Here is a 14,871-nt window from a genome sequence, read left to right as displayed (position 1 = left end):
GGGCAGTGCGAACGGATCGGCGTTCGCGGGGACGGGCAGTTCGGCGAAGTCGAAGGACGGCGCTCCTGCGGCGGGCGGAGGCATCGCGTAGGGCGAGGACTCGGGCGCGGACGGCATCGCGTACGCGTCCGGCGCGAAGGCGTCCGTGTGGTGCGCCATGTCCGGCGGCGGCAGGGCGAACGGGTCGTCCACCGGGGCGGCCGGCTGCGCGTAGGCCTCAGGGGGCGGCAGGGCGAAGGGGTCTGCCTGGGGCGGCTGGCCCTGGGCAGGCTCGCCCATGTCGAAGGCGAACGCGTCCTCGGAGGGCGGGGCCTCGACGGGAACGGGCAGGGCGTCGTCGGCGAAATCGAAGTCCCTGGCGGTGCCCGCGGGCGCGTTCACCCCGTAGCCCTGTGCGGCGTCCTCGACGGGGGCTTCGACGGTCTCGAAGTCGAAGTCGCGCGCCGTTCCCGCGGGTTCATTCACGCCGTAGCCCGACGCCGGAGCGGAGGGGGGCTCGCGGTAGGCGTCGCTCGGCAGCGGAATGGAGACGACGCGCGTCACCTCGCGGGTGTCCCGGGCCGGCTCGCCAAAGTCGTCGCCGAACGCGTCCATGCCGGACGGGCCATCTGCCTGCGGCATGGCCGCGGCGGCCTCCGCGGGCGAGCTCATGTCGAAGGCGAAGGCGTCCTCCTCGGGCGCGGCGTCCGGGAGGGGCATGCCGGCCTGTTCGGGCTCGCTCATGTCGAAGCCGAACGGGTCGGCTTCGGGAGCGCTTCCCGGTAGCGGGGCGCTGGCGGCCTGTGCGGGCTCGCTCATGTCGAAGCCGAACGGGTCGGCTTCCGGGACGCCTCCCGGCAACGGGATGGCGGCGGCCTGTGCGGGCTCGCCCATGTCGAAGGCGAACGGGTCGGCCTCCGGGGCGCCTCCCGGCAGGGGGATGGCGGCGGGCTGAGGCGCGGCCGCGCCGGGCAGGGGAATGGCGGCGGCGTGGGGCGCGGCGCTGAACGCCTCGGGGGCGCCCGGCAGCGGAATGGCGCCCGCGGGCGCGGCGCCGGGCAGCGGAATGGCGCCGGCGTGGGCCGGCGCGGCACCCGGCAGCGGGATGGCGCCCGTGGACGCGGGAGCGCCAGGGAGCGGAATGGCTGCGGCTTGCGCGGACGCGGCACCCGGCAGCGGGATGGCACCCGTGGACGCGGGGGCGCCCGGGAGCGGAATGGCTGCGGGCTGCGCAGTCGCGGCGCCGGGCAACGGAATGGCTGCGGGCTGCGCAGTCGCGGCACCCGGCAGCGGGATGGCGGCGGACTGCGCGGACGCGGCGCCAGGGAGCGGAATGGCGGCGGCTTGCGCGGGCGCGGCACCGGGCAGCGGGATGGCGGCGGCCGGAGGCGCGGCGGACGCGGCGCCAGGGAGCGGAATGGCAGGCTCGGCGGGAGCAGGCGCCGCGGGCGCGCTCACTGCATCGAGCTTGATGGGGAAGGTGGTCTGGCACCGGGCGCACTTGAGCTTCGCGCCGCCCGGCGGGATCCGCTTGTCATCGATGTTGTAGTTCGTCTGGCAAGACGGGCAGGAGACTTTCATGGGATTCCGAGCTCGCGAGAGGGGGACCGAGCGCCTTCGCGGTGCGCGCAGGCTACCAGAGGCGTTTCCAGCCCGGAAAGAACGCGCACGAGTAGGTTGAAGCGCACCCTCCCGGGCAAGCGGGCGAGGGCCCCTGCCTTCCACCGGTCAGCACGCCACGTTCGATTCGCCGTTCCCGGAGTGGAAGGTGGTAGACCCGCCCCTCAATGGAACCCATTGTCATCCTGGGCGCGGGCCTCGCGGGCCTCTCCACCGCCCACTTCCTGAACAAGCCCTGGCGCCTCATCGAGAAGTCCGACCGTGTCGGCGGCCTCATCAAGACCGAGGTCATCCAGGGGTGTTATTTTGACCCCACCGGTCACTGGCTCCACCTGCGCGACCCGGAAATCCAGGACCTGGTGAACACGCTGTGGCTGCCGGAGCAGATGGTCCGCATCCAGCGCAAGGCGGGCATCTTCACGCGCGGGGTGTTCACCCGCTTCCCGTACCAGGTGAACACCCACGGTCTGCCGCCGGAGGTGGTGGCGGAGAACCTCACCGGCTACGTGGAGGCCGTCTACGGTGAGAAGGGCCGCGAGCTGCGCGAGCGCGAGCCGCGCAACTTCGAGGAGTTCATCCTCCGCTACATGGGCGAGGGCTTCGCGAAGAACTTCATGGTGCCCTACAACCAGAAGCTGTGGACGGTGCACCCGCGTGAGATGTCCGCCGCCTGGGTGGGCCGCTTCGTGCCCCGTCCCAACCTCAAGGAAGTGGTGGACGGCGCGCTGGGCGCTGGCAGCGACGCGGTCGGCTACAACGCGTCGTTCCTGTACCCGCGTGAGGGCGGCATCGAGAGCCTCGCCCGCGCCATGCTGAGCCACCTGAAGGGCGGCCAGCTCAGCACCCACACCGAGCCCACCGCCATTGACTGGAAGGCCCGGAAGGTGACGCTGTCCGACGGGAGCGTGCAGCCCTATGCGGGGCTGGTGTCCAGCATCTCCCTGCCCGGGTTGGTGAAGCTGCTCGCCAAGGGCGAGGCCGGCGTGCCCGACGCGGTGCAGGACGCGGCGAAGCAGCTGCGCGCCACCACCGTCACCTACGTGGCCGTGGGCGCCAAGGGGGCCAACCGCCAGCCCTGGCATTGGATCTACCTGCCGGAGCCGGAGTTCCACACGTACCGCATCGGCTCGCCCTCCGCGGTGTACGCGCCGCTGGCGCCGCCGGACACGTCCACCTTCTACGTGGAGTACAGCCACCACGGCGAGCTGTCCCTGGCCGCGGCGGAGAAGTACGCGGTGGAGGACCTGGTGCGCTCGCAGATGATTCACGCCGCGGAGGACGTGCTCTTCGCCCAGGCGCGCGAGATTCCCCACGCCTACGTGCTCTACGACGACGCCTACGGACCGGCGAAGTCGGAGATTCTGCGCTTCCTGGAGCATGCCGGAATCCAGATTGCCGGCCGCTATGGGCAGTGGGAGTACTCCTCCATGGAAGACGCCATCCTCGCCGGGCGTGCGTGCGCGAGGATACTCAACGGTTGACATCCCCTTCGCCCACCCGTCGCATTGTGTCGACGGGTGGCTTGGGGCGTGTTAGCCATCTCTGTTCGAGTTCATGGCCCCGCACCTCACCGTCGTCATCCCTGTCTACAACGAGGAGTCCATCATCGCCTCGGCGGCGGAGGAGTTGCGCCAGGGGCTGGACGCGCGCGGGCTCGACTACGAAATCATCTTCGCGGAGAACGGCTCGCGCGACGCCACGCCGGCCATCCTCGAAGCGCTGTGCGCGAACAACCCGCGCCTGCGCTGGTTCCACTCGGAGACGCCCAACTACGGCGTGGCGCTCAAGGCCGGCATCCTCAAGGCCCGGGGCACCTACGTCATCTGCGATGAAATCGACCTGTGCGACCTGACCTTCTACGACGCGGCGCTGCCGCGGCTGGAGCGGGGCGAGGCGGACATGGTGGTGGGCTCCAAGGCGGCCAAGGGCGCCAGTGACCAGCGCCCGCTGATTCGCCGCGCGGCCACGCGGGTGCACAACAAGCTGCTGAAGGTGGCGCTGGGCTTCCAGGGCACGGACACGCACGGACTGAAGGCGTTCCGCCGCGAAGCGCTGCTGCCCGTCATCCAGAAGTGCGTGGTGGACATGGACGTGTTCGCCAGCGAGTTCGTCATCCGCGCGTGGCGCGAGGGCCTGCGGGTGATGGAGATTCCCATCCAGCTCCACGAGAAGCGCCAGCCCTCCATCCACCTGTTCAAGCGCGTGCCCAACGTGCTCAAGAACGTGGGCAAGCTGTTCTACGTCATCCGCGTCCGCGGGACCTGAGCCGGGGAGGGCGCACCGTGCGGCTGGCGTCCATCTCCGTCGACCTCGACTCGCTGCCCCACTACTGCCGCATCCACGGCCTGCCGGAGTCGTTGCTGGACGCCCGCGCCCGCTCGCTGGTGCACGCGGTGGCGGTGCCGCGCTTCCGGGAGTTGCTGGACGGGCTGAGCATTCCGGGGACCTTCTTCGTCATCGGTGAGGACCTGGAATCCGACCCGGTCGCCGTGGCGGGCATGCGCGCGTCCCATGAGGCGGGCATCGAAGTGGCCAGCCACAGCCACGCCCATGACTACGCGCTGACACGCCGGGGCCCCGAGGCCATCCACGCGGACCTGGCGCGCGCGGACGCCGCCATCCTCGCGGCCACGGGTGCGCGGCCGGAGGGTTTCCGCGCGCCGGGCTACACGCTGAACGCGGACCTGTACGCGGCCACCGCGGCGCTGGGCTACCGGTATGGCTCCTCGGCGTTCCCCGCCGTGCCGTATTACTCCGCGAAGGCGGCGGTGATGGGGGCCCTGTCGTTGCTGGGGCGTCCTTCCCGCTCCGTGCTGGACACGCCCCGCGTGCTCCTGGCGCCTCGGGTGCCGTACCGGCCCGACCCCGCGCAGCCCTACCGGCGGGGCTCGGGCCCGGTGCTGGAGCTGCCCATGACGGTGACGCCCGCGCTGCGCTTCCCCCTCATCGGCACCTTCGCCACCACGCTGCCCCGCGCGTCCCTGCGCGCGCTGTGGCGCACGTGCCGGCGGGACACCTTCTTCAACTTCGAGCTGCACGGCGTGGACGTGCTGGACGCGTCGGACGGGATTCCTCCGGAGCTGGTGCGGCAGCAGCGGGATTTGCGCGTCAGCGCCACCCAGAAGATGGCGCGCCTGCGCGAGGTGTTCGGCTGGCTGAAGTCGGAGCGTGAGGTCCTCACGCTGCGCGACGTCGCCGGGCGGCTGTCGGCCTCGGTGTAAGGCGTTCCCACCAGGGGCACCTGTCCGCCAGCGTACGTCCCCGCCATGCCTGGGTGTCCGTGGGGCACGCTTGCTCCGCCAGGGCGAGGGCTTCCGCCGGCGGACCCTCCCGGCGGCGGGGCCGGTGGTGTAAAGAGCCCCCATGCTGGAGAACGTCACCGACCGAGTGAAGAAGGGCCTGCGCGAGTGGACGGACCGGCTGGCCAACACCGAACAGAAGCAGCGGCTCCATGGCCTGTCGCGCCCGGGCAACGAGTACGGGGTGGACCCGTTCGGCTTCGATTTGGACTACAGCCTGTCCGCGGTGGCCCCGCTCCTGTGGCTCTACCGGAACTACTTCCGCGTGGAGACGTTTGGCATCGAGCACGTGCCCGCCGGCCGGGTGCTGCTGGTGTCCAACCACTCCGGCCAACTGCCCATGGATGGCGCCATGATTGGCGTGGCGATGATGCTGGATGCCAGCCCGCCCCGCGTCATCCGCAGCATGGTGGAGAAGTGGGTGTCGTCGCTCCCGTACGTGTCCACCTTCATGGCCCGCGTGGGGCAGATTGTTGGCACGCCGGAGAACTGCCGGCGGCTGCTGGAGTCGGAGGAGGCCATCCTCGTCTTCCCCGAGGGCACGCGCGGCATCAACAAGCTGTGGCCCCAGCGTTACCAGCTCCAGGAGTTCGGCTTGGGCTTCATGCGCCTGGCGCTGGAGACGAACACGCCCATCGTCCCCGTGGCCGTCATTGGCGCGGAGGAGCAGGCCCCGGCGCTGATGGACCTGAAGCCGGTGGCGAAGCTGTTGGGCTTCCCGTCCTTCCCCATCACCCCCACGGGCCTGCCCATTCCCCTGCCCACGAAGTACCGCATCTACTTCGGGGAGCCGCTGCACTTCTCCGGGCGCCCGGACGACGAGGACAGTGAGCTGGACAAGAAGGTCCGCACCGTGAAGGCGTCCATCCAATCCATGCTCCACCAGGGCCTCAAGGAGCGTCAGGGCGTGTTCTGGTGAGTGCCCGGCGCGGCGGTGCTAAAGAGGGGGGTTCCATGAAACCGGCCGTCGTCGTCACGGGCATCAGCGGCAACCTCGGCCGCACCCTCGCGAAGCTGCTGCACAAGCACGAGCGCATCATCGGCATCGACCGGCGGCCCTTCGCGGGACGGCCGAAGGACGTCGAGATGTACGAGCTCGACCTCCGCAAGAAGAAGGCGGAGGACGTCTTCCGGAAGAACGAAATCCGCGCCGTCATCCACATGGGCATCATGCATGACCCCCGGATGAGCGAGGAGGAGCACCACTCCTTCAACGTCGTGGGCACCACGCGCCTGTTGGAGTACTGCGCGAAGTACGGGGTGAAGAAGGTCGTCGTCCTGTCCTCGGCCAACGTCTACGGGCCCAGCCCGGACAACTCCAACTTCCTCACGGAAGACGCGCCGCTCATGGCCGCCAGCCGCTTCTCCGGCGTGCGGGACCTCATCGAAGTGGACATGCTGGCGCACAGCTTCTTCTGGAAGCACCCGCACATCGAGACGGTCATCCTCCGGCCCGTCCACATCGTCGGGCCCACCATCAAGAACGCGCCGTCCAACTACCTGCGCATGCGCCGGCCCTGGATGATGGCGGGCTTCGACCCCATGGTGCAGCTCATCCATGTGGAGGACGTCGCGCGCGCCATGGTGGAGGCGCTCCGCCCCGAACCCAAGGGCGTCTACAACGTCGTGGGCCCCGGCGAGGTGCCCCTGTCCGCGGTGATGCGCGAGCTGGGCAATACCCCCATCCCCGTGCCGCACCCCGTGGCCCGCCCGCTGCTGGGCATGCTCTTCAAGTACCGGCTGGCCAACTTCCCGCCGCCGGAGTTGGACCACATCCAGTTCCTCTGCGCGGTGGACGGCAGCCGCTGGGTGAAGGACGTGGCCTGGAAGCCGCGCCACTCCATGCGCGACACCATCCGCTCCGTCCAAGGCGACTAGCTGCTGGAAAGTCCGAGGCCCCCTGACACTGTTGTCAGGCCCGGCACGACGTCCGGCCCGGGGGGCCCTGACAGACATGTCAGGGGCCTACCCCGGGGGCAGGGCGGCGTCAGGCGGCCAGTCAGTGCAACCCCTTGAATCTCCAGCCATTCGCCAGCGCCTGCTCCAGGCGCGGTGCTTGGCACTCCCGTTGCTCTAGTGGCTGCCCGTCACGGCGCGGCGACATGGGCCCGGCAACGGTGTCGCCCCGTCAAACTGTAGGGCACTCCATGGGGGAGTTCCCGACGCCCTCCGTCTCGGCCGGCCCCGGGACGGTGGGCGGTTTCTTGTAGGGCGCTCCATAGGGGAGCTCCCGACGCCCACCGCCTCGGCCGGCCCCGAGACGGTGGGCGGTTTCTTTTCAGGGGGATGGGGGCTGCTCGGGGCCGGTGCTCGGGCTCGGCAGCTCGCCCTCGAAGGGGCCGTCGTCCTGGCTCTCCAGGAGCCACGCCCCGTCCCGGAAGACGAACTCCGAGGTGACGATGGCGGTGCGCTCGGAGGCCGAGGGCAGGCGCATCCACTGGATGCGGCTCTGCACCGTGGCCCGGTGCCCGTCATCGGACAGCTTCACGTCCTCGATTTCGTAGTCGGTGATGGACAGGTCCTTGTCGTCGTTGAGCGCCAGGCGCGCCTTCTGGAAGTCCTTGCGCCGCTCGGGGACGAGGATGTGGGAAGCGCTCCGGAAGTCCTTCCACCGGAGGGCCTGGTGGAAGCGCTCCACGGTGGGCTTGAGTGCTTCCAGATTGGATTTCTTGGACGTGGTTGCGCACGCCCCGAGGACGAGCGCGAGGAGCAGGGCAGGCAGGCGATTCACGATGAGGAGGGTACCACCCGGCAGCAGCCTCGGACGAGGGAGCGGTGGTATGGTCCGGCTCCCCGCCCGAGCACCGGAGTCGCGAGCGCAATGGCCAAGTCGATGGTGGAGCGTTACGAGCAGCTCCTCCGGCAGGACCCCACCTCTTCCGTTTTCGTCGAACTCGCCAAGGCCCTGCTGGAAAAGGGGGACGCCACGCGTGCCATCGAGGTCTGCGGGCAAGGCATTTCCCACCACCCAGCATCCGTCGTCGGGCGCGTGCTGTGGGGCAAGGCCCTCATCCAGCAGGGCCGGCCCGCGGAGGCGATGGACCAGTTCGAGCAGGCCATCTCCATCGAGAAGGACAACCCCTACGCCTACAACCTGATTGGCGAGGTGCTGCTCCAACACCGGTTGTACCGGTCCGCGCTTCCCATTCTTCGCAAGGCCCTGGCACTGCAGCCGAACGATGGCCGCGTGAAGCAGTGGCTGGAGCAGACGGAGCAGGCGTTCGCGGGTGGCCCGGCTCCTGTGTTCGCGAACCTGATGGGGCTGGAGAAGCCCTCGTCGGATGAGGACGCGTCGTCGGAAGAGGCGTCGAAGGACGAGGCTTCGAGCCCCACGGTGGCGCCCATGGCCGCTGCCCGGCTGCGCGCCGCCGCGCTGGGTGACGCGGCGAAGCTGAAGCCCGCGAGCGCCGGTGCGGCGCCGGCGGGAGACGCCCAGGTGGCGGCTCGCGCGGATGTGGCATCCGAAGCCTCCGCGAAGGACGCGGGGCAGGGGCGCACGAACGAGGACGCGGACGCGGAAGGGAGCGCTCCGGCGGGCTCGGACGTTGGCGCGGCGGAGCAGGGCGGAGCGGCGGTTCCTTCAGATGACGCGGCGCTGCGGGACGGTGCTGACGGGGGCCGTGACGCGAGCGCCTCGCTGGGCCTGTTGAACCGGCCGGTGCCGGTGTCGTCCGTCCTGGGCGCGGAACTTCCGAGCCTGGACCTGGGGCTGGGGGACGAGGATGCCCCTCCGCGTGGCGCGGATGAAGCGGCTTCCGAGGCCCAAGCGCCCTCGGAGGACTCCGCGAACGAGCAGCGCGCTGACGCCGAGCAGGACTCCGGCGCTGTCGCGGACCCGCCGACGCAGCAGGTATCCATCGCGGAGGAGCCTGCCGCGGCCTCGGAGCCCGAGGCGAGTAGTGACGTGGATGAACCGAAGGCCGGGGCCGCTCCGGCCGAGGACGCCGGGGCCTCTGGCGCGGGTGGTCTCCTGGGTGACCTTCCTCCTCCCGCGCCGGCGGAGCCGAGGCCCGCCGTGGCGAGCACGCCCGCGACGCCGCGAGGCTCCGGGGGCAAGCGCTCCTTGCTGGAGGACATCCCGGACGCGGCGCCCACACCCGCGGCCACCGCCGCGAAGGCCACTGCGCGCAAGCCGGACACCGAAGCGCTCACCGCCGAGTACGAGAAGGAGCTGCGGGCGAAGCTGGCGCGTGAGGCGGCGAAGACGTCGTTCATCGCCCGGCATGGCGTGAAGGCCGCTGGGGCCGTGGTCGGCGTGGTGGTGCTGGCCATCGTCGTCTTCAGCTTCATCAACATCCGCGCGCGCCAGGGTGGACAGACGCTGAGCGAGACGCTGGCCCGGGCCGAGGACCTCATCATCCAGGACACCGGGGCCTCGCTGGATGCCGCGCTGGCGCAGCTCGAGAAGGCGCGGGACATGGACGAAAGCAGCAGCAGGGCCTGGGCGCTGACGGCCTGGGCGCACGCGCTGCGCTACGCGGACCATGGGCAGGCTTCCGAGGACCGACGCCAGGCGCTGGAAGCGCTGGAGCGGCCGGGCGTGAAGGACGCGGCCCCCGCGCAGGTGCTGGTCACCAACGTGCTGGTGGCGGACGAGCGAGGCCGTGCCCTGGCGCGGAGCGCGCTGCTGGGCTCGCAGCAGGACAGCACCGAGGTCCATGCGCTCGCCGGCAGCCTGTTGCTGGAGGCGAAGGATGAGAAGCAGGCGCTCGAACGCTTTGACCGCGCGCTTCGTGCCTCGGGCGCCAACGTCCGCGCGCTGGTGGCCCTGGGTGATTACTACAAGGCTTCCGAGGACTTTCCGCAGGCCATCGAGATGTACGAGCGCGCGCGCAAGAAATCCCCCGAGCACCCCTCGGCCCGCATCGGCCAGGCGGAGGCTCGGCTCGCGCTGTACCAGGACCTGGAGGCCGCGCTGACGGATGTGGCGCGGCTCGCGGAGGACCCGAAGCTTCCTTCGTCGCTGAAGGCGCGCCAGCAGTTGGTGCACGGTGAGCTGCTGTCCGCTCAGGGCAAGCATTCCGAGGCCCGCGCGCTGCTCTCCAAGGGGGCCCAGGGCCCCCTGGCCTTCGAGTTCCAGCTCGCGCTCGGCGCCGCCAGTCGTGCGGCCGGGACGCTGGATGCGGCACAGGCCGCCTACGAGGCCGCGCTCAAGCTTCGGCCCAAGAGCGAAGAGGCCCGCGAGGGGCTGGGCCGCGCGCTGCTGGACCGCGACCGGGAGCGCGAAGTCCTCACCCGTCTGGAGGCCGACGGGGGGCGCAAGGTGGCCCTGGTGCGCGGCGCCGCGTATGCGCGCCTGGGAGACTGGAAGAAGGCCCGCGCGGAGCTGGCGCGCACGCGTGTGAATGACCGGTATCCCCCGGAGGCTGTCTCCTGGCTGGCCCTGGCGGATGCCGCCGAGGGCAACGGCGCCCAGGCGCGGGAGCTGCTGGAGAAGGCCCTGCACGCGGCGAAGCGGCCTCGCAACGACATGCGGCTGGCGCTGGGGCAGCTCTACTGGCGCGAGCGGGCCTACGACAAGGCGCAGGCCCTGTTCGAAGAAGCCCAGAAGGACCCGCGTGACTATGAGGCCGCGTGCTCGCTGGGGCGGTTGATGTTGTCGCGCGGGCTGCCCGACATGGCCCTCAAGCCGCTGACGCAGGCGGTGGAGCGCAACGGCGCGCATGGCGAGGCCCGGGACGCGCTGGGGCGCACGCTGCTGGCCCTGGGGCGGACGCAGGACGCGCTCAAGCAGTTCGAGGCGTGGCAGCTGGAGAACCCGGGGAGCGCGGCCGCGCACAAGGGCTTCGCGCTGGCGCTGTTCCACTCTGGCCGGCGCAAGGACGCGGAGGGCGCGGTGCTGCGCTCGGTGAAGCTGGCGTCGGATGATGCCGAGGCGCACAAGCTTCGCGCGGCCATCCTCTTCGGCGCGGGAGACGCGCGGGGAGCCTTCTCCGCACTGGAGCGCGCCAACAAGCTGGACCCGAAGGACGCGGGCACGTTCTGTGAGATTGCCCTCGCCTTCATGCGCCAGGGCAACAGCGGCAACGCCGAGGCGGCTTTCGCCGCGGCCCGACGGGAAGGGCCCGATGCCACCTGCGGCCGGGTGGGAGAGCTGTACGCGCAGTTGCCGGGTGGTGGACGTGGCGCCGCTCGGACGCTCGAGGACCTGGCGGCCAGGGCGCCGACTGTCTGGGACAAGGCCTTCGCTCGGGCCACCATGGCGCGCGCGCTGCTGGGGGCGGGGGCCGTGAAGGATGCCCGGACCGCGGCGGACGAGGCCGTGCGCCTGGCGCCTTTCGATGGGCGCGCCCAGCTTGCACTGGGAATGGTGGCGCTCAGGCAGAAGCAGGAGGACGTGGCCCGGGCTGCGTTGGAGAAGGCCGTGGAACTGGAGCCCGCGGACGGCCTGGCGCGCCTGGCGCTCGCGGATGCGTTGGTGCGTGAGCCCGGTGCGCTGCCGCGAGCCGTGGAGTCCTACGAGGCATTCCTGAAGCTGGCCGGTGGCTCGAATGAGGCCGCGCGGGTGAAGAAGGCCCTGCCCAGCCTGAAGAAGAAGGCGGCGAGGTAGCGTGAGGTATTTCTCCTCCCGGACGGATTCCCCACTGCTGCACATCATGTGGGGCAATGCGTTCCTGCTGTCGCTCATCTACCTGCTGCTGGGGCTCGGGGTGGAGATTGCCCTGCGCTACTTCCCCTCGCGATTCCTCCAGCGGCTGTCGCTGTCGCTGGACTCGCTGCCGGCACGGGCCTTGGAGCTGACGGGGGCCATGGAGCCCTTGCGGGCGGCCTACTTCTCCGGCCGCATCTCCGAGGTGGGCGTGCGCGTCGTGTTCGGCGTCACCACCATGGTCGTGATTTTCCTGCTCGCGATGGTGGTGGGCACGTTGATGGGCGGCGTCCGGACGCTGCTGGCGCGCCGGGCCCTGCGCGAGGGCGGACGCCGGCACCCCTGAAGCGGCCGCGGCTTCAGCTCCGGCGACGAATCGTGGGCTTGCGCGCGCGCACCGCGGCGTCCGGTACGGCCTGGGGCTCGTGGCCCGCGGCGCGCGCCATCAGGCAGATTTCCACCACCTTGGGGCCAAAGCGCTCCCAGCGGCTCTCCCCAGTGCCCTTCACCGCGAGGAAGCCCTCCCGGTCCACCGGTAGCGCCGCGGACAGGCCCAGCAGCGTGGCGTCGTTGAAGATGATGAAGGGGGCCACGCCCAGGTCCTTCGCCAGCTCCTTGCGCCAGCGTCGCAGCTCCGTGGAGGCCAGCTCGCTGTAGTTCGTCACCACCGGTGTCGCCGCGGAGCCCGTGCCTCGGACGCGCGATGCGGTCGGCCCGTGGGCCAGCAGCGTGGGCATCTTCTCCGGCGTGCACACGTCGCAGTTGCCGCACGACGCGTGGGTGTCGCGTTGGCCGAAGTAGCGGAGGATGGCCGAACGCCGGCACTTCTTGTCCCGGTCCGTATAGGCGTATTCGGTCATCCGGCGCAGCAGCGCCAGGTTCTGCCGCTCCTGCTCCCGCACGCGGCTCAGGTCGAGCCCCAGCTCGCGGAAGGGCACCCGCTCCAGCGCGCGAATGGAGCGGCCGGCGAAGGGGCGCCGTACCTTGGCCACGTGGGCCTTCTCCAACAGGCCCAGCGCGTGGCGGACCTCGTCCACCGACAGTCCGATGCGGCGCGCGAGGATGGGCAGCTCCGTGGTGACCTGCCGGCCCACGGGGAACGTCTCCAGCAAGGACTTGAGCAGCCGCTGTGCGTCCGGTGAGTGCGGCTGCGCCGAGGCGGCCTTCTCCATCAGGGTGATGCCGTGCTCGCCCTCGCCTCGGCCACCGCGCTCCACCTTGCCCTCGCGTTCGAGGATGCGCAGCGCCGCGGAGACCTCGAACTCGCTGGCGTTCACCGTGCCCGCGAGCGCGTGCACGCCTCGCTCGAATTCCTCCACCGACTGGAGCACGTTCCACACGTCCCCGAAGATGGCCTCGGCCGGGTGGCTGCTCTGGATGAGCCGCTCCTGGGTGAAGACATCCGAGTGGTTGAAGAGCAGCACCGCGCGCGCGGCCTGTCCGTCGCGGCCCGCGCGGCCAATCTCCTGGTAGTACGCCTCCACCGCCCGCGGGATGTTGGCGTGGCCGACGAAGCGGATGTCCGGCTTGTCGATGCCCATGCCGAAGGCGTTGGTGGCCACCGCCACCGCTTCCTTCGCGGACATGAAGGTGTCCTGGGCGCGGCGCCGGGCGTCATCGTCCATGCCCGCGTGGTACAGCACCGCCTTCACCCCGCGCCCATGCAGTTCGGAGAAGATGCCCTCTGCCGCGCGGCGCGTGGAGCAGTACACGATGCCGCTCCCGCCCGTGGACGCCAGCCGTGCGCAGGCCTCGTGCCGGTCCGCGTCGCCGCCCACCTCCTGCTTGCCCAGGAAGAGGTTGGGGCGGTCGAAGCCCATGGCGAATTCCTGCGGGTCCTTCATCAGCAGCACGCGCACGATGTCCGCGCGGACCTCCGGCGTGGCCGTGGCGGTGAGCGCCACCGTGCGCGGCGGACGCAGCCGCTTTCGCACCTGTCCGAGCAGCGCGTAGTCCGGCCTGAAGTCGTGCCCCCACTGGGAGATGCAGTGCGCCTCATCCACGGCGAGCAGGTCCACGCCCAGCGCGGACACCGTCTCCAGGAAGCTCTGGCTGCGGAAGCGCTCGGGCGCCACGTAGAGCAGCTTGTACTCATGCGCGCGCAGCTTGCGCATCCGCTCCGCGCGCTCCAGGTCGGACAGCGATGAGTTGATGAAGGTCGCCGGAATGCCGCGCGCGGTGAGCTGCTCCACCTGGTCCTTCATCAGGGCAATCAGCGGCGACACCACCAGTGTCAGCCCCGGCAGCAGCGTGGCGGGCAGCTGGTAGCACAGGCTCTTGCCCGCGCCGGTGGGCATCACCACCACCGTGTTGCGGCCGCTCAAGACGGACGAGATGACCTGGTCCTGCCCCGGCCGGAACTGGGACAGGCCGAAGTGGCGGACCAGCCCCTGCTGTGCTTCCTCGAGGTAGGGCAGGGCCACCGGCATCGCGCGCATGTTCATCATCCTGGTCCAGCCGTCAACGGAAACGAGGCCGCCGCGCGGCCTCCACTCACAGGTCGAGCCCTGGTGGAACCGGAACAGCCAGCCGCGTTCGCATCCGCGCGACGTCCTGCCGCCGCGCCTCCGTTTGCCCTGGCTCCAGCCGGCCATCCACCACGACGTCACCCTCGCGCGCGCCCTTGGGCAGCGACGCGCGCTCCACCGTGCATGCCTGTCCGGTGTCCAGCCGCACCACTTGCGCCCGGACATCCTCCAGCAGCTCCACCTGCACCGCTCCCCACAGCCCCACCATGCTCACCATCATCCGCCGCCTCCATTCGCGCTCCACGCCCGCCGTTTCTCCCGTGCTTCGTCCGGCATCAGCCCACGCTCCAGCATCGACACGTAGCCGCCGTCTCCCATCACCACGTGGTCCAGCACCTTGATGTTGAGCAGCTGCGCTCCCGCGACCAGATGCCGCGTCAGGCCCAGGTCCTGGACGCTGGGCTCCGGGTCTCCCGAAGGGTGGTTGTGCGCCAGCACGATGGACGTGGCGCGCGAGGTGAGCGCCGCGGCGAACACCTCCCGCGGGTCCACCGGGCAGGTGTTCATGGTGCCCTCCGCCACGCGCGCGTCATGCACCAGCACGTTGCGCGCGTTGAAGCACAGGACGTGGAACACCTCGCGCCGCAGCGCGCCCAGCACCGGCGCCAGGTACGCGGCAATCTCCTTCGGCGTGCGCAGCCTGGGCCTGCGCTCCCCGGCACGCTGCGAGCGGCGGCCCAGCTCCAGCGCGGCCAGTGCCTGCGCCGCCCGGACAGGCCCCACGCCGGGCCGCAGACTCAGCGCCAGGGGCTCCTGCTGCACCAGCCCCTTCAGCCCACCGCCCTCCGACAGCAGTGCCCCCGCCACCGCCCACGCTCCAGGCGCGCGAGGCCCGGAGCTCCACACCACGCACAAC

12 protein-coding genes are annotated in these 14,871 nt (G+C 70.8%); 7 read left to right on the top strand and 5 right to left on the bottom strand.

Annotated elements, in window-relative coordinates:
- Nucleotides 1–1,560, bottom strand: a 1,560-nt coding sequence (locus FMP39_RS35445; RefSeq protein WP_194858703.1) for a zinc-ribbon domain-containing protein, incomplete at its 3' end; no start/stop codon positions are given.
- Between the two features lie 206 nt (nt 1,561–1,766).
- Between FMP39_RS35445 and FMP39_RS35440 the strand changes: the two genes are divergently transcribed.
- The 5 genes from FMP39_RS35440 to FMP39_RS35420 all read left to right on the top strand — a co-directional run bounded on the left by FMP39_RS35440 (nt 1,767) and on the right by FMP39_RS35420 (nt 6,776).
- Complete coding sequence (locus tag FMP39_RS35440) at nt 1,767–3,080, top strand: NAD(P)/FAD-dependent oxidoreductase (protein WP_141594395.1); 1,314 nt, start codon at nt 1,767–1,769, stop codon at nt 3,078–3,080.
- A 73-nt stretch (nt 3,081–3,153) separates the two neighbouring features.
- Nucleotides 3,154–3,864, top strand: coding sequence for a glycosyltransferase family 2 protein (locus FMP39_RS35435; RefSeq protein ID WP_141594394.1), 711 nt, complete (start codon nt 3,154–3,156; stop codon nt 3,862–3,864).
- A gap of 17 nt (nt 3,865–3,881) precedes the next feature.
- Nucleotides 3,882–4,820 (top strand): polysaccharide deacetylase family protein, encoded by a 939-nt coding sequence (locus FMP39_RS35430; protein WP_141594393.1) that lies wholly within the window; start codon nt 3,882–3,884, stop codon nt 4,818–4,820.
- Nucleotides 4,821–4,962: 142 nt separating this feature from the next.
- The gene (locus tag FMP39_RS35425; protein WP_141594392.1) at nt 4,963–5,817 is read left to right on the top strand and encodes a lysophospholipid acyltransferase family protein; all 855 of its coding nucleotides are present in this window, start codon (nt 4,963–4,965) and stop codon (nt 5,815–5,817) included.
- A 35-nt stretch (nt 5,818–5,852) separates the two neighbouring features.
- The gene (locus FMP39_RS35420) at nt 5,853–6,776 is read left to right on the top strand and encodes an SDR family oxidoreductase (protein ID WP_011552040.1); all 924 of its coding nucleotides are present in this window, start codon (nt 5,853–5,855) and stop codon (nt 6,774–6,776) included.
- A gap of 400 nt (nt 6,777–7,176) precedes the next feature.
- On the opposite strand, the gene FMP39_RS38355 is transcribed toward FMP39_RS35420, so the two are convergent.
- Complete coding sequence (locus FMP39_RS38355) at nt 7,177–7,629, bottom strand: hypothetical protein (RefSeq protein ID WP_228558611.1); 453 nt, start codon at nt 7,627–7,629, stop codon at nt 7,177–7,179.
- A 90-nt stretch (nt 7,630–7,719) separates the two neighbouring features.
- On the opposite strand from FMP39_RS38355, the gene FMP39_RS35415 reads away from it, so the two are divergent.
- Nucleotides 7,720–11,448 (top strand): tetratricopeptide repeat protein, encoded by a 3,729-nt coding sequence (locus FMP39_RS35415; RefSeq protein ID WP_228558610.1) that lies wholly within the window; start codon nt 7,720–7,722, stop codon nt 11,446–11,448.
- A 1-nt stretch (nt 11,449) separates the two neighbouring features.
- Nucleotides 11,450–11,833, top strand: coding sequence for a hypothetical protein (locus tag FMP39_RS35410; protein ID WP_140861474.1), 384 nt, complete (start codon nt 11,450–11,452; stop codon nt 11,831–11,833).
- Between the two features lie 13 nt (nt 11,834–11,846).
- Here FMP39_RS35410 and FMP39_RS35405 read toward each other — a convergent pair whose 3' ends face one another.
- The 3 genes from FMP39_RS35405 to FMP39_RS35395 form a co-directional block, all read right to left on the bottom strand.
- Nucleotides 11,847–13,934: an ATP-dependent DNA helicase RecQ gene (locus FMP39_RS35405; protein WP_141594390.1), complete on the bottom strand. Its 2,088-nt coding sequence runs from the start codon at nt 13,932–13,934 to the stop codon at nt 11,847–11,849.
- Between the two features lie 46 nt (nt 13,935–13,980).
- On the bottom strand, nt 13,981–14,232 hold the full coding sequence (locus FMP39_RS35400; protein WP_011552044.1) for a DUF3006 domain-containing protein: 252 nt from the start codon (nt 14,230–14,232) through the stop codon (nt 13,981–13,983).
- Nucleotides 14,232–14,871 (bottom strand): RadC family protein (locus FMP39_RS35395; protein WP_141594389.1); only part of this gene is annotated, 640 nt, incomplete at its 5' end. The genes FMP39_RS35395 and FMP39_RS35400, both read right to left, overlap by 1 nt.

Source organism: Myxococcus sp. AB056 (genome assembly GCF_006547365.1).
In the GTDB taxonomy this organism is placed as follows: domain Bacteria; phylum Myxococcota; class Myxococcia; order Myxococcales; family Myxococcaceae; genus Myxococcus; species Myxococcus virescens.
This window is presented reverse-complemented; position numbering and strand designations above follow the sequence as displayed.

Coding starts and splice junctions, on each gene's coding strand:
- FMP39_RS35440 (WP_141594395.1), top strand. CDS start 1,767: ATGGAACCCATTGTCATCCTGGGCGCGGGCCTCGCGGGCCTCTCCACC.
- FMP39_RS35435 (WP_141594394.1), top strand. CDS start 3,154: ATGGCCCCGCACCTCACCGTCGTCATCCCTGTCTACAACGAGGAGTCC.
- FMP39_RS35425 (WP_141594392.1), top strand. CDS start 4,963: ATGCTGGAGAACGTCACCGACCGAGTGAAGAAGGGCCTGCGCGAGTGG.
- FMP39_RS35420 (WP_011552040.1), top strand. CDS start 5,853: ATGAAACCGGCCGTCGTCGTCACGGGCATCAGCGGCAACCTCGGCCGC.
- FMP39_RS35415 (WP_228558610.1), top strand. CDS start 7,720: ATGGCCAAGTCGATGGTGGAGCGTTACGAGCAGCTCCTCCGGCAGGAC.
- FMP39_RS35405 (WP_141594390.1), bottom strand. CDS start 13,934: ATGATGAACATGCGCGCGATGCCGGTGGCCCTGCCCTACCTCGAGGAA.
- FMP39_RS35400 (WP_011552044.1), bottom strand. CDS start 14,232: ATGGTGAGCATGGTGGGGCTGTGGGGAGCGGTGCAGGTGGAGCTGCTG.